This is a genomic window from Pseudomonas sp. TWI923, from assembly GCF_039673365.1.
Classification (GTDB): Bacteria; Pseudomonadota; Gammaproteobacteria; order Pseudomonadales; family Pseudomonadaceae; genus Aquipseudomonas; species Aquipseudomonas sichuanensis.
The window spans coordinates 1-20,599 of sequence record NZ_JBDJLM010000062.1 but is presented as its reverse complement, the minus strand read 5'-3'; the positions used below and the strand labels follow the sequence as shown (position 1 = coordinate 20,599).

Annotated in this window: 22 protein-coding genes, 4 tRNA genes and 1 pseudogene; 14 read left to right on the top strand and 13 right to left on the bottom strand. The window is 61.2% G+C overall.

All coding sequences use genetic code 11. The features are described 5' to 3' along the window. Positions 1-51 precede the first annotated feature (51 nt). Complete coding sequence (locus ABE459_RS20020) at positions 52-759, bottom strand: SDR family oxidoreductase (protein WP_323830685.1); 708 nt, start codon at positions 757-759, stop codon at positions 52-54. Between the two features lie 76 nt (positions 760-835). Here ABE459_RS20020 and ABE459_RS20015 point away from each other — a divergent pair, with 76 nt between their 5' ends. Beyond that, on the top strand, positions 836-1,792 hold the full coding sequence (locus tag ABE459_RS20015) for an arsenic resistance protein (protein ID WP_323830684.1): 957 nt from the start codon (positions 836-838) through the stop codon (positions 1,790-1,792). A gap of 149 nt (positions 1,793-1,941) precedes the next feature. Here ABE459_RS20015 and ABE459_RS20010 read toward each other — a convergent pair whose 3' ends face one another. Beyond that, positions 1,942-2,466 carry a histidine phosphatase family protein gene (locus ABE459_RS20010; RefSeq protein WP_258705718.1) on the bottom strand — a complete coding sequence of 175 codons (525 nt, stop codon included), beginning with the start codon at positions 2,464-2,466 and terminating at the stop codon, positions 1,942-1,944. 88 nt (positions 2,467-2,554) lie between these two features. After that, positions 2,555-3,592 (bottom strand): annotated as a pseudogene (locus tag ABE459_RS20005) (5-methyltetrahydropteroyltriglutamate--homocysteine S-methyltransferase); the annotation flags it as partial. A gap of 372 nt (positions 3,593-3,964) precedes the next feature. On the opposite strand from ABE459_RS20005, the gene ABE459_RS20000 reads away from it, so the two are divergent. The 3 genes from ABE459_RS20000 to ABE459_RS19990 all read left to right on the top strand — a co-directional run bounded on the left by ABE459_RS20000 (position 3,965) and on the right by ABE459_RS19990 (position 6,074). After that, positions 3,965-5,452: a methylenetetrahydrofolate reductase C-terminal domain-containing protein gene (locus tag ABE459_RS20000; protein ID WP_323830683.1), complete on the top strand. Its 1,488-nt coding sequence runs from the start codon at positions 3,965-3,967 to the stop codon at positions 5,450-5,452. Positions 5,453-5,554: 102 nt separating this feature from the next. After that, positions 5,555-5,794, top strand: coding sequence for a type II toxin-antitoxin system RelB/DinJ family antitoxin (locus ABE459_RS19995; RefSeq protein ID WP_125462610.1), 240 nt, complete (start codon positions 5,555-5,557; stop codon positions 5,792-5,794). Next, positions 5,784-6,074, top strand: coding sequence for a type II toxin-antitoxin system RelE/ParE family toxin (locus tag ABE459_RS19990; protein WP_258644810.1), 291 nt, complete (start codon positions 5,784-5,786; stop codon positions 6,072-6,074). Before ABE459_RS19995 ends, ABE459_RS19990 begins: the two co-directional genes overlap by 11 nt. 119 nt (positions 6,075-6,193) lie before the next feature. On the opposite strand, the gene ABE459_RS19985 is transcribed toward ABE459_RS19990, so the two are convergent. Next, positions 6,194-6,967, bottom strand: a complete 774-nt coding sequence (locus ABE459_RS19985; RefSeq protein ID WP_323830682.1) for a carbon-nitrogen hydrolase family protein — start codon at positions 6,965-6,967, stop codon at positions 6,194-6,196. 130 nt (positions 6,968-7,097) lie between these two features. On the opposite strand from ABE459_RS19985, the gene ABE459_RS19980 reads away from it, so the two are divergent. Beyond that, positions 7,098-7,691 carry a hypothetical protein gene (locus ABE459_RS19980; RefSeq protein WP_125857460.1) on the top strand — a complete coding sequence of 198 codons (594 nt, stop codon included), beginning with the start codon at positions 7,098-7,100 and terminating at the stop codon, positions 7,689-7,691. 69 nt (positions 7,692-7,760) lie between these two features. On the opposite strand, the gene ABE459_RS19975 is transcribed toward ABE459_RS19980, so the two are convergent. Continuing rightward, complete coding sequence (locus ABE459_RS19975) at positions 7,761-7,982, bottom strand: hypothetical protein (RefSeq protein ID WP_125857459.1); 222 nt, start codon at positions 7,980-7,982, stop codon at positions 7,761-7,763. A gap of 902 nt (positions 7,983-8,884) precedes the next feature. Between ABE459_RS19975 and ABE459_RS19970 the strand changes: the two genes are divergently transcribed. Continuing rightward, positions 8,885-9,544: a DUF4145 domain-containing protein gene (locus ABE459_RS19970; protein ID WP_323830681.1), complete on the top strand. Its 660-nt coding sequence runs from the start codon at positions 8,885-8,887 to the stop codon at positions 9,542-9,544. A gap of 307 nt (positions 9,545-9,851) precedes the next feature. Here ABE459_RS19970 and ABE459_RS19965 read toward each other — a convergent pair whose 3' ends face one another. The 3 genes from ABE459_RS19965 to ABE459_RS19955 form a co-directional block, all read right to left on the bottom strand. Continuing rightward, positions 9,852-11,654 (bottom strand): AAA family ATPase, encoded by a 1,803-nt coding sequence (locus ABE459_RS19965; protein WP_323830680.1) that lies wholly within the window; start codon positions 11,652-11,654, stop codon positions 9,852-9,854. A 158-nt stretch (positions 11,655-11,812) separates the two neighbouring features. Then, a tRNA-Thr gene (locus tag ABE459_RS19960) sits at positions 11,813-11,888 on the bottom strand. A 58-nt stretch (positions 11,889-11,946) separates the two neighbouring features. Further along, positions 11,947-12,357, bottom strand: a complete 411-nt coding sequence (locus tag ABE459_RS19955; RefSeq protein ID WP_110991739.1) for a pilin — start codon at positions 12,355-12,357, stop codon at positions 11,947-11,949. Between the two features lie 210 nt (positions 12,358-12,567). Here ABE459_RS19955 and ABE459_RS19950 point away from each other — a divergent pair, with 210 nt between their 5' ends. The 4 genes from ABE459_RS19950 to yacG are packed head-to-tail and all read left to right on the top strand — an operon-like array spanning position 12,568 to position 15,465. After that, a complete protein-coding gene (locus tag ABE459_RS19950; protein WP_323830679.1) occupies positions 12,568-13,776 on the top strand; it encodes a type II secretion system F family protein in 1,209 nt (402 codons plus the stop codon). A gap of 2 nt (positions 13,777-13,778) precedes the next feature. Then, positions 13,779-14,645 (top strand): A24 family peptidase, encoded by an 867-nt coding sequence (locus ABE459_RS19945; RefSeq protein WP_323830678.1) that lies wholly within the window; start codon positions 13,779-13,781, stop codon positions 14,643-14,645. Continuing rightward, positions 14,645-15,268 carry a dephospho-CoA kinase gene (coaE, locus tag ABE459_RS19940; protein ID WP_125462599.1) on the top strand — a complete coding sequence of 208 codons (624 nt, stop codon included), beginning with the start codon at positions 14,645-14,647 and terminating at the stop codon, positions 15,266-15,268. The genes ABE459_RS19945 and coaE overlap by 1 nt, the downstream gene beginning before the upstream one ends. Next, positions 15,265-15,465, top strand: a complete 201-nt coding sequence (gene yacG, locus ABE459_RS19935; RefSeq protein WP_125462598.1) for a DNA gyrase inhibitor YacG — start codon at positions 15,265-15,267, stop codon at positions 15,463-15,465. Before coaE ends, yacG begins: the two co-directional genes overlap by 4 nt. Before the next feature lie 134 nt (positions 15,466-15,599). Here the strand turns inward: yacG and ABE459_RS19930 are convergent, their stop codons facing one another. After that, positions 15,600-16,307, bottom strand: a complete 708-nt coding sequence (locus ABE459_RS19930) for an energy-coupling factor ABC transporter permease (RefSeq protein ID WP_346648124.1) — start codon at positions 16,305-16,307, stop codon at positions 15,600-15,602. Positions 16,308-16,393: 86 nt separating this feature from the next. Between ABE459_RS19930 and ABE459_RS19925 the strand changes: the two genes are divergently transcribed. From ABE459_RS19925 to ABE459_RS19910, 4 genes are all read left to right on the top strand, one after another. Then, positions 16,394-16,825 carry a hypothetical protein gene (locus ABE459_RS19925; RefSeq protein ID WP_323830676.1) on the top strand — a complete coding sequence of 144 codons (432 nt, stop codon included), beginning with the start codon at positions 16,394-16,396 and terminating at the stop codon, positions 16,823-16,825. Positions 16,826-16,880: 55 nt separating this feature from the next. Then, complete coding sequence (locus tag ABE459_RS19920) at positions 16,881-17,510, top strand: DUF1780 domain-containing protein (protein WP_125462595.1); 630 nt, start codon at positions 16,881-16,883, stop codon at positions 17,508-17,510. Between the two features lie 131 nt (positions 17,511-17,641). Then, on the top strand, positions 17,642-17,815 hold the full coding sequence (locus ABE459_RS19915; protein WP_110991747.1) for a DUF3094 family protein: 174 nt from the start codon (positions 17,642-17,644) through the stop codon (positions 17,813-17,815). Between the two features lie 84 nt (positions 17,816-17,899). Beyond that, a complete protein-coding gene (locus ABE459_RS19910) occupies positions 17,900-19,195 on the top strand; it encodes an NAD(P)/FAD-dependent oxidoreductase (RefSeq protein WP_110991748.1) in 1,296 nt (431 codons plus the stop codon). Between the two features lie 150 nt (positions 19,196-19,345). Here ABE459_RS19910 and ABE459_RS19905 read toward each other — a convergent pair whose 3' ends face one another. From ABE459_RS19905 to ABE459_RS19890, 4 genes are all read right to left on the bottom strand, one after another. After that, positions 19,346-19,882 (bottom strand): dihydrofolate reductase family protein, encoded by a 537-nt coding sequence (locus ABE459_RS19905; RefSeq protein WP_258705705.1) that lies wholly within the window; start codon positions 19,880-19,882, stop codon positions 19,346-19,348. Between the two features lie 102 nt (positions 19,883-19,984). Continuing rightward, positions 19,985-20,060: transfer RNA gene (locus ABE459_RS19900), tRNA-Lys, on the bottom strand. 6 nt (positions 20,061-20,066) lie between these two features. After that, positions 20,067-20,143: transfer RNA gene (locus tag ABE459_RS19895), tRNA-Pro, on the bottom strand. 4 nt (positions 20,144-20,147) lie between these two features. Then, a tRNA-Asn gene (locus tag ABE459_RS19890) sits at positions 20,148-20,223 on the bottom strand. Between the last annotated feature and the right edge of the window lie 376 nt (positions 20,224-20,599).

Sequence of the window (20,599 nt, the reverse complement as noted above, 5' to 3'; positions counted from 1 at the left end):
TCAAGCTATGCGCCACCCCTGTGCCGCCGCAGTTCGCCGATGCAGGCCAGCTCAGAACCGCTCGTCGCGCAGCGCCGGCAAGGTGATGTCACGCACGTAGCTGGCAGCAGACAGGCTCAGCATCATCCGGCATACCTGCACCACATCGTGCAGCGGGATCAGCGAACCTTCACCGCGCTGCTCGGCCTGGGCCAACGGCACATCCAGCCCGTCCTCTGTATTGAGGTAGCCCAGGTTCAGGCAACTCACCCCCAACCCCTGCTCGCGGAAGCCTTCGCGCAAGGTTTCGGCAATACCGCGCAAGCCAAACTTGCTGGCACCGAAGGTGACCTCCGGCCGCCCACTCCCCGGCAACGCCGAGGTCGACCCCGTGAGGATGATCCGTGGCCGCGCGCTGTTAAGCAGCACCGGCAACAAACGTTTGATCAACAGCAACGGCGCCGTGAGGTTGGTGGCGACCATGCGTTCGATCTGCCCGTCGTCATCGTCGAGGAAGCTGTAGCCGTCCTCGAACGCCAGCGTTTCCCAGATCCCGACGTTGTACACCAATACGTCCAGCCCCTCCCTGGCGACCGCCTCGTGGATCGCCGCCGCAGCCTGGCGCGGCTGGCCGAGGTCGGCCTCGATCCAGCGTACCGCCGCCGGCAGCGCTTCAGGCCGTGTACGCGACACGCCGATCAGCGTATCGCCCGCCTGGCCCAGGCCCTCGACCAGTGCCTTGCCCAATCCCTTGCTCGCACCCACCACTAGAATTCGCATCGAATCACTCCCTATGGTTTGCGCCAGATAGTACCCTGCCCCACCCCGTAATTCAGTCGCAAATGCCAGGACGCCCGTGGACAGAGAGCAACTCGAACGCCAGCAGATCCCCGTTTACTTCATCGCCGTGCTGCTCGCCGCCGCCGTCGGCCTGCTGGCGCCTGGGGCGGCTCGGCCCCTGGAGCTGCTGGTGACCCCGGCCATCGCCGTGCTGATGTATGCGATGTTCCTGCAGATTCCCTTTCTCGATCTACGCGCCGGGCTTGGCAACCGGCGCTTCATGGGCGCACTGCTGCTGGCCAACTTCGTGCTGGTGCCGCTGCTGGTGTGGGCCGGTACCCGTGGCTTGGTCGACCACCCCGCCGTGCTGGTCGGCGCGCTGCTGGTGCTGCTGACACCCTGCATCGACTACGTGGTGGTGTTCACCCACCTGGGCAAGGGCGAGTCGCGCCTGACCCTGGCCGCCACGCCGGTGCTGTTGCTGGTGCAACTGGCGCTGCTGCCGTTGTACCTGGCGCTGATGCTCGGTGACGCCCAGCAGGTGGATATTTCTGTTGCGCCGTTCGTGGAAGCCTTCGTGCTGCTGATCGTGCTGCCGCTGTTGCTGGCCGTGGCCACCAGCAGCGGGGCCCGGCGCTCGCCGCTGATTGCGCGCTGGAACGACGCCTGGGCCTGGCTGCCTGTGCCGGCCATGGCGTTGGTGCTGATCGCGGTGATCGGTTCGCAGATTGGCGTGGTGGTTGAGCGGCTGGATGAGTTGCTGCCGGTGCTGCCGGTGTATGTCGGCTTTGCATTGCTGGCACCGGTGCTTGGGTGGGCGGCGGCGCGGCTGCTGCGGTTATCCACAGGCGAGGCACGGGCGGTGACCTTCAGTGCCGCCACGCGTAATTCGTTGGTGGTGTTGCCGTTGGCGTTGGCGCTGCCGGAGCCGATCCGTGCGCTGGCGGCGGCGGCGGTGATTACCCAGACGCTGGTGGAGTTGGTCAGTGAGCTGATTTATATCCGCGTGGTGCCGGTGTTGGTGCGGCGGTAGGGCCAACAACTCTGCTCAATTCGAGGTCGCTGGGGCCGCTTCGCGCCCCTTTCGCGACACAAGGCCGCTCCTACAGGAGATCGCGGTCATCTGTAGGAGCGGCCTTGTGTCGCGAAAGGGCTGCGAAGCGGCCCCTGCGTTAGTAACCGTCAACTCAGCTGTAGCCGCCACTGGCCGTAGTGGCTGAAGCGCACACGGGCCAAGGGCGGTACATCAATGCGCTGAAAGGACGCCAACGGCGCCCCCAAGGCATGCAACATCGCGGCGCGGATGACAAAGGGATGGGTGATGGCGATCCACTCACCCTCGGCCAGGGCACTGTCCATCCACTGGGCGACGCGTTGGCACAGCGCGGCGATCGACTCGCCACCATGGGGCGCCGCCTGGGGGTCGATGAGCCACAGTTGCAGCGCCTGCTCGTCCAGTTGCTTGAGCGGCATGCCTTTCCAGCTGCCCAGATCGCAGTCGCGCAAACCTTCATCAACTGTCGCGGCCAGGCCCTCGGCAGTCTGCCGGGCGCGTAGCTCGGGTGCACTCAGGTAGCGGGCGGCTGTGGATAACTCACCCAGCGGCCCTGGTGCTTCAAGCAGGGGCTCGTCATCCAGGGCAAAGCGCCCCACCCGCTGCGCTTCGGTGCGGGCGTGGCAGATCAGGGTCAGGTGGGTGGGCTTCATGGCAGGCCGTTCTGGTCGCGGTGGAACCTGCGATGTTGCCTGAACGGTCGCGGGGCTGCTACGCAGCGCACAGCCGGGTGGCTTCGAGCTGGTCAAGGGCTTTGGCCAGCATGACTACGTCTTCGCACTTCTGCACCGCGAAGGCCAGCCCGCTGTTCAGTTCATCATCGTGTTCCACCGAGCTGTGCAGCAACGCGCACGACGGCGCGACCCACAGCCGATCACCCAGGCGCTCGTGGGCATGGCGCAGCACATCCAGCGCCTGCTCCAGCTCGCCGTGCCCAGCCTGGTGGCCGTTGACCACGCCCAGCGACAGCACCTTGTAGGCCGGCAGGCGGTCGAGGAGGGTCGGGAGCTGCTCCGGGGCGCGCACCAGGTCGACGTGCAGACCATCGACCGGCAGGTTGGCGGCCAGGCCGAGGTTGGCGTCCAGGCCACCGAAGTAGGTGGCGATCAGCTTTTTCAGCGGGGCGCGCTGGAGGATGTTGTAGGTGCGCTCGTAGGCGTTCTTCCAGTCCTGCGGCAACTCCAGGGCAAGGATCGGCTCGTCGATCTGCACCCACTCCACACCCTGTGCCGCCAGGCGGTTCAAGATTTGGTCGTAGATCGGCAACAGGCGGTCGAGCAGGTCCAGCTTGTCGAATTGCTCGCCCTTGGCCTTGCCCAGCCACAGGTAGGTCAGCGGGCCGATCACCACCGGCTTGACCGCATGGCCCAGGGCCTTGGCTTCTTCGACTTCCTCGAACAACTGCTCCCAGCTCAGGGCGAACTGCTGGTCGGCGGTGAATTCGGGGGCCAGGTAGTGCTCGTTGGTGTCGAACCACTGGGTCGCATCCTGGGCTACGGCGAACAGGGTTTGCAGCGTCGGCTTGGCACCGTCCTTGGCCTTGATCACGCCGAAGGTCAGCGAGTGGGTCAGCACCTGGTCACGCCAGGCAAAGTCGCCGACCGGCAGCAGCTCGATGCCGGCGGCCTTCTGCGCCTGCCAATGCGCGGCGCGCAGGCCACGGCCCACGGCACGCAACCCGGCCTCGTCCAGCTCGCCCTTGCAGAACGCCGCCTGGGCTTGCTTCAACTCAGGGTCGCGACCGATGCAGGAGAAACCCAGGTTGTGTGCCAGTGCCATGTTCGTGTCCCTAGATGCTTGAAATTGAATGAGGGCATTCTGCTGGGGCTGAAGAAGTGAGACAAACTCATAAAATTTGAGATGAAATCAAGATTTGCTCATGATCGAAAACTTCGCAGAGCCCTTTGTAGGAGCGGCCTTGTGTCGCGAAAGGGCCGCAAAGCGGCCCCGGCGATCGTTGTGCCAACACAGAAATCCTGGGGCTGCTACGCAGCGCTATCGCGACACAAGGCCGCTCCTACAAAGATCTGCGCGGTGTCGTGGAAGCCTGTGGATGTCTCAAACAACACACTCACCCGCGCAACCAGACATGCCCCGCGCGCCAATCTGCTTCACACTGCCACCCTGCCCAAACCCGGTAGCCCGCACATCATGAGCCTGCTGAAAACGACCCTGGACGCCAACGCCTTCGCCTGCATCCTCGAGTTCGTCCCCAAGCCTTCCGCCGAGCGTTTCGCCACGCTGGACACCCTCATGGCCCGCACCCAGCTGTGCGGCTGGCCCCTGACCGTGGCCATCGGCGACCGCGTCGGCAGTGCCCTGGACATGTCGCCGCTGGACGCCTTCGCCAGCCTGGCCGAACCCGTCCCCGCCCTGCTGCACTTCTCGGGCAAGGACCGCGAACGCCGCGACCTGCTCGCCCAGCTGCAACGCATGGACGCCGCCGGCCTGGACCAGTTGCTGGTGCTCACCGGCGACCGCCTGCCCGGCCACACCCCAGGCCAGCGCCCGGTGCGCTACCTAGAATCCGTCGCTGCGTTGCAGATCGTGCGCCAAGCCCGCCCGCACTGGCTGTTGGCCGCCGCGCTCAACCCGTTCAAGTACCAGGAAGCCGAGGGCGGCGCGCAGTATTTCAAGGCCGAGAAAAAACTGGCCGCGGGTGCCGACCTGTTCATCCTGCAGCTGGGTTTCGACATCGAGAAACACCAGGAAGCCTACGACTGGATGCAGCGCCAGCCCCGGCCGAAACCGCTGATGGCCTGCATCATGGCGCTGACCGAAGGCCGCGCCGGCATGCTCGAGCACGTCGCCGGGGTGACCGTTACGCCGTCGATGCGCGCATTGCTGGCGGCAGAAACCGCGGTGTCCAAGCAATACGCCAAAGACCGCGCCAACCAGCGCCTGGCCTTGCAAGTGATCGGCCTGAAGTTGATGGGCTATGCCGGCGTGCACCTGTCGGGCATTCATGATGTCGCCCAGTTCGAAGCGCTGGAGCAGACAATCAACGAACTGCAACCGCTGTTCACGACGCTCCAGGATTGGACGCCCGCCTGGCATGCGGCCTGGCAGGAGCCTGGCGTGCCCGCCGTCACCTTCCACCCGCCCGGGCACGCCTGGCGTATGGGGCAACGGCAGATCACCGCGTCGAAAAAAGAGAAAGCCCGTTACCACCTGCTGGCAGCGATGCACCATCAACTGTTCAGCCGCACCACGCCGCTGAGCAAAGCCTTTGGCTGGGCCGTGACCCGGCCGCTATGGCGCAACCCGACGGCAGCGCAATGGCTGCATCAGTTGGAGCGGCGCATCAAACGGCCGATGGTGGGCTGCGATACCTGCGGCAGTTGCCGGCTGGAGGACACCCTGTACATCTGCCCCGAGACCTGCCCCAAAGGGCTGGCGAACGGGCCATGCGGCGGTACCCGCCTGGACCGCTGCGAGTTTGGCGACCGGGAGTGCGTGCACAGTGCCAAGTATCGGCTGGCGGTGGGTGTGGGGCGGGCCGAGGTGCTGAGCGAGCGGTTGATTCCCTGTGTGCAGGTAGAGAACCGACATCGCAGTTCGTGGCCGGTGTGGTTCGAGGCTACTACCTTGAGGTCTCCCTCCCAACTGCCTGACGTCGCTCCAGAGTTCAACGAGTAATGCGCCTCTGCCACGCCCGTCGGTAATCTCACCGGCCCCCTTGCTCCGCAGGCAGCATTGGCTCATTGTACAGACCAATGTCATTACAAAGAGGCCAAAACCATGGCGTCCATCAATGTGCGGATCGACGACGACCTCAAGGTTCGTGCCTACCGTGAACTGGAAAAGCTGGGCGTAACCCCTTCCGAACTGATGCGCCAGGCGTTGCAGTATGTCGCTGAGCGTGGGCAACTGCCTTTCAAGCCTGTGTTGTTGACCGAAGACGACGAAGCCTTGCTCGCCACCGTGCGCGAACGTCTGGCCGCCCCTCAGAGGGTGAAGGTAACGCTGGATGACCTATAACCTCGAATTCGATGCGCGCGCACTTAAGGAATGGCAGAAACTCGGCGACACCCTTCGACAACAGTTCAAGAAGAAACTGGCAACGATATTGCTCAATCCAAGGGTTGAAGCGAACCGCCTGCACGGCTTCCCGGACTGCTACAAGATCAAGTTGCGAAGCAGTGGCTATCGATTGGTCTACCAAGTCATCGACCATGAGGTCGTAGTGTTCGTGGTCAGCGTGGATAAACGGGAGCGAGACCAGGTTTACCGCAAGGCGGCCGAGCGATTGAGCGAGTGACTCAAGCCGCTGAACCCGGATTGATATCAGCGCACGATATTTACCTGTAAACCTGTTTTTTAAGCTGTAAACCATCGGCACTTACAACTCAAAACACACTTAACAGGATCGCCCTGGCTTCAGACCAATTCAGCGGCATCCATCGCCATAGAGATCTCGCGCCCCGTCCACTCCCCTCCCCGCCCTGAAACGAGCAACAGCCGATTGCCAGCACCTGAAGCAGCCGCGACACACCGCCCCTGCTCATCCCAGAACGCGCTACGCCCAGCCGCAGCCCAGCCTCCAGTAATGCCGCCATGGTTGGCCATGAGCACCACCATGGCATGCCGCTGTGCATAACTTTGCAACAAGGCGCTATCCGCTGGATAACCCGTTTCGCCAATGAGCACGCCGGTCGCATACACCTGCGCACCACGCTGCGCCGCATAGGCGGCATGCTCGGGATGGGTGAAATCGGCGCACACCGACAAGGCCACGGACACACCGGCGACAGACAGCAGCTCACCCCCGCTCCCCGCGCCGAAGAACACGTCTTCGCCGGTATGCAGATGTTGCTTGGTATAGGCGGTAATCGAGCCATCCGGGTGGAGGATGCACGCCGCGATGCGAGGCCTGTCCTGGCCCGGCACCTTGAGCGGCATGCCGACCACTGTGGTCATGCCCGCCTCTTGGGCGAATTGGCGCAGCGGCGCCAGCAGTGGCGTGTCCAGGCCCTGGGCCAGGGCACTGGCCGTCTTGAGTGCGTAGCCGGTGAGGGACAGCTCGGGGAAGAGCAGCAGCGTTACGCCGTGCTCATGGGCCTGGCGCATGAACGCCAGGTGCAAGGCCAGGTTGGCGGTGATAGCGCCATCGCGAATGGCGCACTGGGCGGCGGCGAAAATGGCTTGCGGCATGGGCGTCTCCTGGCAAGGTAGGCAGACTCTGCGCAACCGTTATCCAGAAGACAACCCCGGCCTGGTTCGAAAGGTTGTATAAAGCGCCCGCGAATTGCGATCCCGACGTCTGCAAAAAGGAACCCCCTCCATGCTTCGGCTCTCGATGCCAGCCCTGCTCCTGGCGCTTGCCGGCTGTGCCACCAAGCCCCCCGCCAACCCCGACAACCTCTGCGAGATCTTCCGCGAGAAGCCGAAATGGCACGAGGCGGCGCTGAAGATGCAGGCGCGCTGGGGTGCGCCGGTGCAAGTGCCGATGGCGATGATGTACCAGGAGTCCTCGTTCAAGCACGACGCCCTGCCGCCGCGTTATTACTTCCTCGGCATCATCCCCTGGGGCCGGGTCAGCACCGCCTACGGCTACGCCCAGGCCAAGGACGAGACCTGGGCCGACTACAAGCGCGAAGCCGGCGGCTGGGGCGCCAGCCGCGACGACTTCGCCGACGCCGTCGACTTCATGGGCTGGTACATGCAGAAGAGCCAGCGGGTGAATGGCGTGTCCAAGTGGGACGCCTACGGCCAGTACCTGAATTACCACGAAGGCTGGGGCGGCTACCGCAACCGCAGCTATGACGCCAAGCCGTGGTTGCTGAACGTCTCGCAGAAGGTTCAGGCACGGGCGGAGGTGTTTGGGGCGCAGTATCGCAGCTGTGAGCAGGAGCTTTCGCGGGGTGGGTGGTTTTGACAGGCCCGGCCGATAGAGGCCACGCGAGAGGGCCGCATAGCGGCCCCTGTGGCGCGTAGCATCAGCCGTTTATATCCCCTCTTCTCTCATCGCCTCCAGCTTGCCGACCTGCTCGCTGGCCAGCCGGCTGATGATCCGGATTGCCTGGTGGATGCCCGCCGTGTTGCGGAAGCTCAGTTGCGGGTTGTGTTCGCATTCCAGCATTTCGTCGTGCTGGACCAGGGCTTCGCCTAGCAGTTCGAGGGTCCAGGCGTAGCTTTGGATGGTGGACAGGCGCTCGTGGTCAGTCATGGGGCACCTCACGGGTGGCGAGGGACTGGCTGTCGATTGGGTAGAAGGTTGGGGATGGGGTGGCCGCGGGGGTTGGGCGGCGGAGAGCGGATGCGAGGATCCTGTACAGACGTATGAAAGTCATGCATGAGACTCCAAGTTAGGTTGGAACCACCACGCACTGTCGCCAAACAATGGGTGGCAGCTGTACGCAGGTTGGCGAACCGGGAACTTGGAACCCGGCAGACCCGAAGGTCTCCCGCGCACAGCCACCATGGCACGAGGCTGCAGGCACAAAAAAAGCGCCTGCAATCGTGTGGGGCGCTGCTGCGCCAAGTTTACCCGGGTCGCCAAACCCGGTCGCGGAATTTGCCGCGACTGGAGGGGAATTTATTCTCTGGGACTTTCTAGGGCAAGGTTCTTGTGGCTAGGAAATGGCCTGAAAAAACGTAGGAAATGACTTGCGCAACGGTGTTGGGAGGCGACATTACGTGGGTTGACCGACCGGGACGAAAGGAACCAGCACACCAAGGGTGTCCCACGTACTGTCGCCATGATGGGGGCGTGTTCGATATGGATAGTGTTCTGGGTGGTGAAGGTGGCAGCTGTACGCAGATTGGCGAACCGAGGAAAAGATAACCCGGCAGACCAGATGGTCTCCTGCGTACAGCGGCCATGTCACAGCAGACGCATTCAGGCTAGCTACATCTGGCCAATAATGAGGCCTGCTTAGATAGGTAGAAACAAAACGCCTGTACCTAACGAACATGTGCACCTCGGTAACAGCCAACAAAACCGTTGGTAGATATGCGCTGATTATTCTCATTCGCAAAAAATCAATTCTTGGACTACTCTCTCTTCACTCTTGCCCTGCAGATGCGCCAAAGCCAATATTGGCTACCCCAGAATGAAAGGAACACCAAATGACGGCATTGATTGGGAAGCGCTTCGTTGAGCTCGAAGAGCAAGTAGACAGGTTATTGAGTAACGTCACTTTCAAACGAACTGGATTCGATGGAAGCTCCGAGCCCTGGGTCTCACCTGATTCGATCCTCAACTGGAGCGTCAAAGCTAAATCTCTTATGGAGCGTACCTGCGGAGTCGATTCGACACACCTCAGAGCCTATGTAGAGGCTGATGTACAGGGAGGATACGAAACCTATGTCGATCGTCTGAACCGAATCAAAGCTGTCTTCCTCGCGGCAAAAGAAGATTTCGAAGGCGGCTACCTAAACTCGTTTCGCAATATTGTCCAAGCGGAGGTTTTTTCCAACGAGCTGGAGCAAGCCGAAGAGCTGCTCAAAACCGGCTATCAGACTGCGGCGGCAGTAATTGCAGGCGTGGTTCTCGAAACAGCATTACGCGATCTGTGCACTACGCACGGTATCGAACACGCTACCCTTAACAGAATGAACGATGACCTAGCCAAGGCCGGGGCCTACAATGCAAATCAGAAAAAGCAGATAACTTCCCTAGCTGCTGTCCGAAACAGCGCCGCCCACGGCAAACATGAAGAATTTACAGCGGAACAAGTGAAAGGGATGATCGACGATGTACAGCGGTTCCTCAACACCCAACTGTAACCTTCAGCCAGCGGGCATGCCCAGATTTGAATGGATCGCTCCCGTTTTACTAGCCCAACGGGAGCAGAACAGCGAGATACGGAGCATAGATCCACGAGATCTGTAGGAGCAGGAGCTATCGTCGCTACAAAAATAGCTGAGGGATGATTAAGATCATCACGCCCTTACGGTGTATGTATCTCCGAGATATACAGAAACGGTGAAAGCGGTCTATTTTCTTACCAGCCTGAGTAACAGATAAGTCCTGCTCCCTTTTCACACCGACAGCCCGCGTGCTTTTATGAAAACAGAACTCACTCTGATTGACCTACCGCTCTTCACTATGAGAATTAGCATTCTCAAAAATTTCGTAAAGAAGATCAAGTTTCACCCTAACTTCTGCCTCTGCATTTGCTGACAACTTCGCAAAGCTCATAAGACGATGCAACTCTCCTTTTTTCAGAAGCATTCCACCTCCAATCCTGCGAGCAAGACTCCTGAAAAACTCTTCAGCCAGGCGGCTAAGTTTTCTCCGTTCAGTTTTCGCCTCCCACACCAACCGAGCGGCTTCTGCTGGTGACTCTTGCCAAGCACGGTAATCGGTAACATCACCATCGAATACAAGCTCAGTCACTACCTGCGAAATAACTTCATCTATCGCACAAATGGTCTGCTGGGAAAACAGATCATCCGCAGGGTATTGCGCCACAGCATATCGACGTAAAAGTTCTGGAGTTACAAAATAGTTCTCCGTCTCATAACGCCTCCAGTAACATATTCTCAGGTCACCAAGATTACGATCTTGACGGCCTTGCCCATCATTATCTAATACTGCAAGCCCCTTCAGACCTGGGAGTATTTTCTTCAACCCATTAAAGTGTTCCGAAGGAGTTATACCAAAGCCACCCTCTACACGCTCAAGCTCCGCTTGCAAGTCCTGTAAAGGATAGTTATTTTGCACATAAAAAGTATTTATGCGCTCATCCCAAATATTCGCCACCGGATGTTGGATATGCTCGCTCAAAGCACGTAACATATCCACATCAGTCCCACCCTCAACATATAGAACATATCCACGCTCGCGGGCTTTAACGTAGTGGTCCGCGCCGAAATGCTTCAGACTGTTACGAATCTCTTGGCGCCCGGCCAAATCATCAGAAACCCCCTCAAGCAAAAGCGTCAAGTTAGTGTCTAAGGCCTCATCCAAGATTACTTCAGAATGAGTCACCAGCACCACTTGCGACCCATTCTCGCTAGCAATATCTCTAAGCAAAACATAAATCTGCTTTTGCCTCAAAATCTCTAAATGCGCATCTGGCTCATCGACCAAAAGCACACTACCTTTGTGTGAGTATAGGTATGCAAACACAAGCAAGATTTGAAGCATACCCCGACCAGCCGAGGAAATATCCAAGGCTTCCTTAACACCCCTCTGACGATAAGTCAGAGTAATGCTGCCACGGGTCGTTTCCTCTGGATATCCAAGCTCAACACTGAACAGGCGCTTGATTAGCCCAGTTACTCGCTGCCAGTCCTCCGCAGAGGTCTTTGCAACTACTAGGCAAAGGTTTCTCAGTACATCAGCTGTACGTCCCTGACCAAGTAAAACATCAACTCGACCTGGCTGAAGAATGGGTTCCTCTGTATCTAGTCCAGACATAGGGTAGAGCAGCTCAACTTTCAAACTAGCTGCGTACGCTATTAAGTCCAAATTCCCCATAACAGATTCGTCAGGAGAGCAGTATACCAACTCATCACCTTGGCTACGAAAACGCATTGGCAAAGAATAGACTTCACCTTCGTACTCGACACCTACAGTGATTATCAAAGGTATATCTTTATTGGCTTTTCTCACTTGAGTATTGTGCCAAAAAAAGCGCGTCCTAGTGACAGGAACCGCCACAATATTCAAACGGTTCAACGATGTCGCTGTTCGCTCTTTTGCTGCTGACTCTTTACGAATTTCATACCATGTGCGTATTGCTTGAGACCACAAAGCCAAAGCTTGTATAGCACTGGTCTTGCCACAATTATTAGGGCCAATCAGTACAGCCGGGTGGTCCAACTCAATGCGCTGACGAGTACCGAATCGCTTAAAATTTTCGATTTCTAGATAGTGCAAAAGCCGCATTGAACAGTTCCTCTCGTGCTAATTGGCGCATCGCAACCCTAGGGTTATACGACATTGAATACAGCATCCTTCAATGCCGTCAAACGGAAAAAGCCCGCACTAGGCGAGCTTTACCTCTGATACTTACAGAATTTGAAGCAAGCCAAGGTGGCCAAAAATGGTGCCGGAGACAGGAATCGAACCTGCGACCTTCGCGTTACGAGTGCGCTGCTCTACCGACTGAGCTACACCGGCGTGTTGCGCAACGTACCACTGCCGTGTGCGTTACGCAAACCTCTGTTCCACCTCACTTTCACTGCACCTTGCAGCCATTCGGGGCGAGGTCTTCCTCGACCGTGGTGGTGCAGCTCCAGCCGGCCTGGGTGCGGCTGAGCGTGAGGGTTTTGCCGAGCACGTTGGCGGGGGCTTCGGCCAGGGTGCAGACGATGCTGCCGGTGCCGTCGGCAGCAGTGCCGGTGGCAGTGATGGCGCAATGGGCGGTGGCGGCCTGGCCGCCGAGGCTGGCGACGTCGGGGACGTTCTTGCCGTCGTTCAGGCGGATGTCCATCGGGGTCTTGAGGGCGGAGATTTCCAGCAGGGCGGCCGCGGTTTTGGCGCGGGCCTGGTGGTTGGTGTACATCGGGATGGCGATGGTCGCCAGGATGCCGATGATCGCGACGACGATCATCAGTTCGATCAGGGTGATGCCGCGTTGCCCTTTCATAGGCGGTATTCCTTCGTAATGCGTGGAGGCGCGGGGGCGCTGGGCCCTGCCGGCAGGCGCGCAGTAGGCCTGAACCGACACCTTTTGTCACCCCTGGCTGGCGGGGCGGGCTTGGTGCTGGACTACTCTAGTGACCGTCATGGGATCGCGCCCGCTGTCGGGCCCGGCAAGCTGTTACGGGGCTTGTCGCTTCACTGCAAAGGACTTTGCATGCCACCGTCTACCCGCCTTTACGCCTGGGAGGGCATCGATGCCGCCGGGGTTCGTCAACAGGGCCAGCAGCCTGGGCGCAGCCCGGCGTTCGTGCGGGCGTGGCTGCAGCGCCAGGGCATTCGCGCGACGCGGGTGCAGCCGGCGGGGGGCTGGCGATGGCGCTGGCCGCAGCGCGAAGGCAAAGCGGATGCGCCGGGGTTCAGCCGGCAGCTGGCGACCTTGCTGACGGCGGGGGTGCCGCTGTTGCAGGCGTTCGAGGTGATGGCGCGCAGCAACACGGGCAGCGGGATGGTTGGGCTGCTGGCGCGACTGAAACAGGATGTGGCGGCGGGGCTGGGGCTGGCGGATGCCTTGCAGCGCCACCCGGCGTGGTTCGATGCGCTGTATTGCAACCTGGTGCGGGTGGGTGAGCACTCCGGCACGCTGGACCGGCAACTGGAACAGATGGCGACGATGCTGGAGAAACGCCAGGCGCTGCGGCACAAGGTGCGCAAGGCGATGCTGTATCCGGCGCTGCTGTTGTTGACCGGGCTGGGGGTGGCGGCGTTGTTGCTGCTGGAGGTGGTGCCGCGGTTCCAGAGCCTGTTCGCCAGTTTCGACAAGGCATTGCCGGCCTTCACCCAGTGGGTGATCGACTTATCCACAGCGCTGGGCAATCACGCGGTGTGGTGGATGGTGCTGATGGCGGCATTGGGGCTGGGCACGCGTGAACTGTATCGGCGGCATATACCTGCGCGCTTGTGGATATTGCGCCTGATCTTGCGGCTGCCGGTGGTCGGGCGTTTGCTGGGCCATGCGGCGTTGGCGCGGTTCGCCCGTTGCCTGGCGACCTCCTATGCGGCGGGGGTAGCTTTGCTGGATGCGTTGCAGACGGTGGCACCGGTGAGTGGTGACAGCCTGCATGAGCGGGCGATCCTGGCCTTGCGCCAGGGCGTGGCGAACGGGCTGGGCCTGCACCAGGCGATGGAGGCGGACGCGCTGTTCCCGCCGTTGTTGCGCCAGCTGGTGGCGGTCGGCGAGGCCAGCGGCACGCTGGACCTGATGCTGGACAAAGCCGCGCTACATTATGAGGAGCAGGTGAGCCAGGGGCTGGAGCAGTTGACCACGCTGCTGGAGCCGGCCATCGTGCTGATTCTCGGGCTGCTGGTGGGGGGCCTGGTGGTGGCGATGTACCTACCCATTTTCCAGTTGGGCAGCTTGATCTGAACATGAATGCCTGGACCTTGGTTGTCGAATATCCTGCGTTTTTCTACAGCCTGGCCGTGGTGCTGGGGTTGTTGGTGGGCAGTTTTCTCAATGTGCTGGCCTATCGGTTGCCGATCATGCTCGAGCGCCAGTGGCAGCGGGAAGCGCAGGCAGTGCTGGGGTTGCCGGGGGACGCGCACGAGCGCTTCGACCTGTGCTTGCCGGCTTCTCGCTGCCCCCATTGCCAACACCGGATTCGTGCGTGGGAGAACATTCCGGTCTTGAGTTACCTGGCGTTGCGCGGTCGCTGTTCGGCGTGCAAGGGGCAGATCAGTGCGCGCTATCCCTTGGTGGAGCTTGGGTGTGCCCTGCTATCGCTGCTGGTGGCATGGCATTTCGGGCCGGGCATCGAAGCCTTGCTGGTGATGGTGCTGACCTGGGGCCTGATCGCTTTGAGCCTGATCGATGCCGAGCACCAGTTGCTGCCGGATGTGCTGGTGCTGCCGCTGCTGTGGCTGGGGCTGGTGATCAATGCCTTCGGGCTGCTGGTGCCGCTGGCCGATGCGGTATGGGGCGCGGTGGCGGGTTACTTGAGCCTGTGGTCGGTGTTCTGGGTGTTCAAGCTTTTGACCGGCAAGGACGGCATTGGCCAGGGCGACTTCAAGCTGCTGGCGATGCTCGGCGCCTGGGGCGGCTGGCAGATCCTGCCGCTGACGCTGATGCTCGGGTCGTTGGCCGGGGCGCTGATCGGGCTGATTCTGGTGCGCCTGCGCCGGGCGCAGATGGGCGTTGCGCTGCCCTTCGGGCCTTATCTGGCCATTGCGGGCTGGATCGCAGTGCTCTGGGGTGATGAAATAGTCGCCTCTTACCTGCAACTGCTTGGAACCTGATGAGCACAGCGCCCTTCACCCCCTGGATTCTCGGTTTGACCGGCGGCATCGGCAGCGGCAAGAGCGCCGCCGCCGAGCGCTTCGTCGAGTTGGGCGTGCACCTGGTCGATGCCGACCAGGCCGCGCGCTGGGTCGTCGAACCCGGCCGCCCTGCCCTGGCCCGCATCGTCGAGCGCTTCGGCCCTGGTGTATTGCAGGCAGACGGCCAGCTCGACCGCACCGCCCTGCGCCAGCTGATCTTCGCCGACCCTGCGCAGCGGCAGTGGCTGGAGCAATTGCTGCACCCGCTGATCGGGCAGGAGATTTTCAGCTACCTGGCCAAGGCCGAGTCGCCTTATGCGGTGTATGTTTCGCCGTTGCTGATCGAGTCGGGGCAGTTCAACAAGGTGCAGCGCATCCTGGTGGTCGATGCCCCTACCGAGTTGCAGGTGCAGCGCACCCTGCAGCGCGACAACACCAGCCCCGAACAGGTGCAGGCGATTCTCAAGGCCCAGTTAGCCCGGGAAGAGCGCCTGCGCCATGCACATGATGTGGTGGTCAACGATCGTGACCTGCAAGCGCTGCACGACGAGATTGACCGCCTGCACCACTTTTACCTGACTTTGCGAGGAGGCCAGCCGTGAGCCAGCCGATGACCGTTGATTGCCCGACCTGTGGCGCGCCCGTGGAATGGGGGGAGCAGAGCCCGTTTCGACCGTTCTGTTCCGACCGTTGCAAGTTGATCGACCTGGGGGCTTGGGCGGCTGAGGAGCATAAGATTGCAGGCGCCGATGAGTCCGAGGATGAGTTGTATTCGGGGGATCTGGAGCCTCGGCACTAAGGGCCAAAGTCTCTGCTCATCTGGGGCCGCTTTGCGGCCCTTTCGCGGCACAAGGCCGCTCCTACAGGAGATCGCGGTCCACTGTAGGAGCGGCCTTGTGCCGCGAAGGGGCTGCAAAGCAGCCCCAGAAAACATCACCGCTCATCATCCTTCCACGGCGCCTGCAGGTAGCGGGTGCGGTTGAACGTCTCCAGCCACTCCGGGCTGAACACCACCAGCGCACTGATCACCATGCCGTTGATGAACGCCTCGGGGAACATCATCAGCCACAGGTAGCCGACGAAGTCGCTCAGCCACTCCGGCATGGCGAAGCGTTCGTCCATCCACAGCAGCCCCAGCCCGGCCATCAGGCACACCAGCACCGTCAGGGCGGCGGGGAAGAAACCGCAACAGAAGATATAGACGAACAGGTTACGCGGCTGCGCGCGTTCGACCAGGATCGCGCACACCTCGGTGACCAGCACCGGCAGGCCTACGATCAGCAGGCCGTTGACGCCGATCGCGGCCAGGTCCTGGCGGCCAAGCAGCAGCAAACCGAGCTGGGCAAGAAAGCCGCCAAGCACCGCCAGCGGCCAGTCCAGCAAAAGGGTCACGGCGGTCATGCCGATGAAGTGATAGGACACGCCAGTGTCGAAGTCGCGACGCACCAGCCACAGGGCAAACAAGCCGAACACGGTGCCGAACAGCAGGTGCTGGCGGCGAGTATCGGTGAGCAGCTCGACCCAGCGGGTGCGGCTGATGGCCCAGACCAGCAGGGGCACGTAACCGAGCCAGCCAAGGGTGAGGCTGGTGCTGGACAAGACCTGTGCGCTGATCACCTGAGTAATATCCCTGTCAGCCATGTGGACAAGCCTGAGTCTACACCCATTCTCCCTTTCGCCTGGTTGCTATAGGCTGGCAGCTCCATTCGATGCAGGAAGCGTCCGCTATGCCTGAAGGGCTCAATCTGCCACTGCTGTTGGGCGCGGTATTCAGCGCGGTCGCGGGCCTGCTGCACCTGGCGATCATCCTGGTCGGGCCGCGCTGGTACCGCTTGTTCGGCGCGGGCGAGCGCATGGCCAGGGCCGCCGAGCAAGGGCGCCACTACCCGGCACTGGTCACCACGGCCATTGCGCTGGTGTTGCTGGCCTGGTCGGCCTATGCGCTGTCTGCTGCCGGGCTGATCAAACCGTTGCCCTTCCTGCTGCCGGTGATCTGCCTGATCACCCTGGTGTACCTGGCTCGCGGCCTGCTGGGCCCGGTACTGCTGGCCGGCACGGGGCGGACTCGGCGGTTTATCGCGGTCAGTTCGGTGATCTGCCTGGGGGGCGGGCTGCTGCATTTGCTGGGGATCGTTCAGCAATGGCTGGTACTGGCCTGATTCCCACGCACAAACAGCATCTTACCGTCATCGTTTAGCGACTAAGCTTGTCCACATGGATGACTCCGACTACTTGCGCCTGCTAACCATCCAGGCCGAACAAGCCAATGCCTTTCTCTCCAATGCGCGCAAATGGGAGCGCGAGCGTTGGGTGTGCCAGCGCCTGCTGCAAGGGTTGAACATCGCCTACCGCAGCGAGGACTTCACCCCGGCCGGGCAGGAGCCGCCGGATGTGCTGTTCCGCGATGCGGCGTTCGAGGTGTTCTTCGTGCTCGACGAGGGCCGGCGCCTCAACGATGAATGGCGCGAGGAGCTGCAACGCCGGCGCAGCGCGTTTTCCCTGAGCCAGCTGGTGCGTCGCGAAGCAAGGCCGCGGCGCATCCCTGCCCAGGAGCTGCTGGCGCGCCTGGCGCCGACCTTGCGCAAGAAGGCGCATAACTACCGGGAGCGCGGGCTGGACTTGAGCGAGCTGGACATCATCGCCTTCGCCAGCCTCAAGCGCGAGGTGCTCGACCTCAACAGCCATTTCCCGCCCCCCACCGAATACCTGCGCCAGGGCTGGCGTTCGCTGTCGCTGGTGGGGCCGACCTTTGCCCGGGTGCTGTTCGCCCACCCGGATGCGCCGGATTTCTTGCGTGCCAACCTGGGGCGCAGCATCGTGTTCGATGTGGGGATCAGTCTTTGATCCAGTGCCGAGAGTCTTTGCGATCACGTACACTCGGCGCCAGAGATAGAACGCATTATCATTCGTTCCACGCGTTTGCGTGAACGCTGTGGCGTACACGCAGTCACAAACGTCTATCTACGAGGCCCACCATGACCAGCCGCTTGAATCCTGAAGATCAGCGTCGCGTCGATGAGTACTTGAGTGCCCCCCAGCATCGTGTCGAGCGCAGGCCTTTCCGGCCGTTGCTGCTCCTGTTGCTGGTGGTGGCCGTGACCATCGGTCTGGGCCTGTTGAGCCGCCTGTTGAGTGGACTGGTGCTATGAGCTGCCTTGCGCTCGCCCTCCCCTTGGCTGCGTTGCGGCCGGGCCTTGTGCCCACGAATTCCGTAAAACTTGTGAGATATCCCTATGACTCATCGCATCGTGATTGTCGGCGGCGGCGCCGGCGGCCTGGAACTGGCGACCCGCCTGGGTAAAAGCCTGGGCAAGCGCAAACAGGCCGAGATCACCCTGGTTGATGCCAACCTGACGCACATCTGGAAACCGCTGCTGCACGAAGTGGCGGCCGGTTCGCTGAACTCCTCGGAAGATGAACTGAACTACGTGGCCCAGGCCAAGTGGAACCACTTCAACTTCCAGATGGGCCGCATGAGCGGCCTGGACCGCGAAAGCAAACAGATCCAGCTGGCCGCTACCCTCGACGACGAAGGCCGCGAGCTGCTGCCTGCGCGCACCCTGGGTTACGACACCCTGGTGATTGCCGTGGGCAGCAACACCAACGACTTCGGCACCCTGGGCGCAGCGCAGCACTGCCTGTTCCTCGACAGCCGCAAGCAGGCCGAGCGCTTCCACCAGCAGCTGCTCAACCACTACCTGCGCGCCCATGCCGGCGATGTGGCCAGCGAGAAGATCAGCGTGGCCATCGTCGGCGCCGGTGCCACCGGTGTTGAGCTGGCGGCCGAACTGCACAACGCCGCCCATGAACTGGCGGCCTACGGCCTGGACAAGATCCAGCCCAAGGACATGCACATCACCCTGATCGAGGCTGGCCCGCGCGTACTGCCGGCGCTGCCCGAGCGCATCAGCGTGCCGGTGCACAAGACCCTGGAAAAACTCGGGGTGACGGTGATGACCAACGCCTCGGTCAGTGAAGTGACCGAAGATGGCCTGAAAACGGCGTCCGGCGAAGTGATCCAGGCCAGCCTGAAGGTGTGGGCGGCGGGTATTCGCGCGCCGGGCTTCCTCAAGGACATCGACGGCCTGGAAACCAACCGCATCAACCAGCTGGTGGTGCGCCCGACCCTGCAGACCACCCGCGACGACAATATCTTCGCCTTCGGCGATTGCGCCGCCTGCCCGCAGCCGGGCAGCGACCGCAACGTGCCGCCACGGGCCCAGGCCGCGCACCAGCAGGCATCGCTGCTGGCCAAGAGCCTGAAGGCGCGGCTGGAGAACAAGGCGCTGCCGACCTACGAGTACAAGGACTATGGCTCGCTGGTGTCGCTGTCGCGCTTCTCGGCGGTGGGCAACCTGATGGGTAACCTGATGGGCAGCGTGAAGCTGGAAGGCTGGCTGGCGCGGATGTTCTATGTGTCGCTGTACCGCATGCACCAGATGGCGCTGTATGGGTTCTTCCGCACGGCGATGCTGATGCTGGGTAGCAAGATTGGGCGCGGGACCGAGCCTCGCCTGAAGCTGCACTGACAGCCGCAGCGCGGTTCAAGGTAAAGACGAAGATCTAGTGGGAGCGGGCTTGCCCCGCGATGACGTCAGCTCAGGCGCCATCGTTGTAACGCCTGACGCCATCGCGGGGCAAGCCCGCTCCCACAAGATCCACATGGCCAATCGGCGACGTTAACGGACCACGCGATACGTGCTCTGCACGAACCCACTCTCGTAACTGGTCGTCTTCATGTGCTGCAGCAGCACATCCTTCGCCAACTCGCCAAACAGCGGTATCCCCTGCCCCAGCAGCACGGGAATGCGGGTAATGGTCAGCTCGTTCACCAGCCCCTCGCGCAAGAACCCCTGAATCAACTTGCCGCCATCCAGGTACAGGCTTTTCGCGCCCGTGGCCTGCAGGTGCTCCAGCAACTCCGGGATCGGCCCTGGATGCAGCTCGATTTGCTCCGGCGCGCCCGCCGGTAACTTCCCAAGGCTGGCGCTGACCACCACCACGCGGGTATCCGGGTAAGGCCACTGGCCGAAGGTCATCACCTTGTCGAAGGTGCCGCGCCCCATCACCAAGGTATCGACGCCGGCCATGAACCCCGCATAACCATGATCATCGGCAGATTCGGTCGCCCCCATCAGCCAGTCGAGGCCGCCGTCTTCACGGGCGATGAAGCCATCCAGGCTGGTGGCGATGAACACACTGGCTTTCAAAGGCATGGCGCGGCGCTCCTGCGGGCAAAGCGCACAGGGTAGCAAGGGCGGGAATATAAATCGCGGGCAAAAGAAAAAGGGCATCTCTTTCGAGATGCCCTCTTTACATGGTGGGTCGTGTAGGATTCGAACCTACGACCAATTGGTTAAAAGCCAACTGCTCTACCAACTGAGCTAACGACCCTGAAAATGGTCGGGGTGAGGGGATTCGAACTCCTGACATCCTGCTCCCAAAGCAGGCGCGCTACCGGACTGCGCTACACCCCGAGATTGGCTCCGCGACCTGGACTCGAACCAGGGACCCAATGATTAACAGTCATTTGCTCTACCGACTGAGCTATCGCGGAACTGAACTTCGGTACAACTTACTTCAGTGCTACTCCGAAGGCTGTGTTCGCTTCGGACTCTTTAGCTTCGCTGCTTTCGCTTTGTCGCTGCTGAGGCCGGCTATTCTACATTCTTCGTTTTGCTTGTCAACCCCTTTTTTTCATTCAACTTACTGATTTGTAAGTTGTTTTGCGGTCACCGGTGTTGCTGGTGATTCGCTTAGTGGCTGACAACGCGGCGTATATTAGGGGCACTCTCTTATCCTGGCAAGCGTTTTTTTCAAAAATTTCAGCAAGTTATGAAAAAAACTCGGAAAGACCCGATTTTGCTGGGCCGGCGCCCACCCCATCGCGGGGCAAGCCCGCTCCCACGAAGGCTGGACACTGTGCGTGGGAG

Bases quoted from the DNA above. Each gene is read 5' to 3' on its own strand.
- ABE459_RS20020 (WP_323830685.1), bottom strand. From the start codon at position 759: ATGCGAATTCTAGTGGTGGGTGCGAGCAAGGGATTGGGCAAGGCACTG.
- ABE459_RS20010 (WP_258705718.1), bottom strand. From the start codon at position 2,466: ATGAAGCCCACCCACCTGACCCTGATCTGCCACGCCCGCACCGAAGCG.
- ABE459_RS20000 (WP_323830683.1), top strand. From the start codon at position 3,965: ATGAGCCTGCTGAAAACGACCCTGGACGCCAACGCCTTCGCCTGCATC.
- ABE459_RS19995 (WP_125462610.1), top strand. From the start codon at position 5,555: ATGGCGTCCATCAATGTGCGGATCGACGACGACCTCAAGGTTCGTGCC.
- ABE459_RS19990 (WP_258644810.1), top strand. From the start codon at position 5,784: ATGACCTATAACCTCGAATTCGATGCGCGCGCACTTAAGGAATGGCAG.
- ABE459_RS19985 (WP_323830682.1), bottom strand. From the start codon at position 6,967: ATGCCGCAAGCCATTTTCGCCGCCGCCCAGTGCGCCATTCGCGATGGC.
- ABE459_RS19980 (WP_125857460.1), top strand. From the start codon at position 7,098: ATGCTTCGGCTCTCGATGCCAGCCCTGCTCCTGGCGCTTGCCGGCTGT.
- ABE459_RS19975 (WP_125857459.1), bottom strand. From the start codon at position 7,982: ATGACTGACCACGAGCGCCTGTCCACCATCCAAAGCTACGCCTGGACC.
- ABE459_RS19970 (WP_323830681.1), top strand. From the start codon at position 8,885: ATGACGGCATTGATTGGGAAGCGCTTCGTTGAGCTCGAAGAGCAAGTA.
- ABE459_RS19965 (WP_323830680.1), bottom strand. From the start codon at position 11,654: ATGCGGCTTTTGCACTATCTAGAAATCGAAAATTTTAAGCGATTCGGT.
- ABE459_RS19955 (WP_110991739.1), bottom strand. From the start codon at position 12,357: ATGAAAGGGCAACGCGGCATCACCCTGATCGAACTGATGATCGTCGTC.
- ABE459_RS19950 (WP_323830679.1), top strand. From the start codon at position 12,568: ATGCCACCGTCTACCCGCCTTTACGCCTGGGAGGGCATCGATGCCGCC.
- ABE459_RS19945 (WP_323830678.1), top strand. From the start codon at position 13,779: ATGAATGCCTGGACCTTGGTTGTCGAATATCCTGCGTTTTTCTACAGC.
- coaE (WP_125462599.1), top strand. From the start codon at position 14,645: ATGAGCACAGCGCCCTTCACCCCCTGGATTCTCGGTTTGACCGGCGGC.
- ABE459_RS19930 (WP_346648124.1), bottom strand. From the start codon at position 16,307: ATGGCTGACAGGGATATTACTCAGGTGATCAGCGCACAGGTCTTGTCC.
- ABE459_RS19925 (WP_323830676.1), top strand. From the start codon at position 16,394: ATGCCTGAAGGGCTCAATCTGCCACTGCTGTTGGGCGCGGTATTCAGC.
- ABE459_RS19920 (WP_125462595.1), top strand. From the start codon at position 16,881: ATGGATGACTCCGACTACTTGCGCCTGCTAACCATCCAGGCCGAACAA.
- ABE459_RS19915 (WP_110991747.1), top strand. From the start codon at position 17,642: ATGACCAGCCGCTTGAATCCTGAAGATCAGCGTCGCGTCGATGAGTAC.
- ABE459_RS19910 (WP_110991748.1), top strand. From the start codon at position 17,900: ATGACTCATCGCATCGTGATTGTCGGCGGCGGCGCCGGCGGCCTGGAA.
- ABE459_RS19905 (WP_258705705.1), bottom strand. From the start codon at position 19,882: ATGCCTTTGAAAGCCAGTGTGTTCATCGCCACCAGCCTGGATGGCTTC.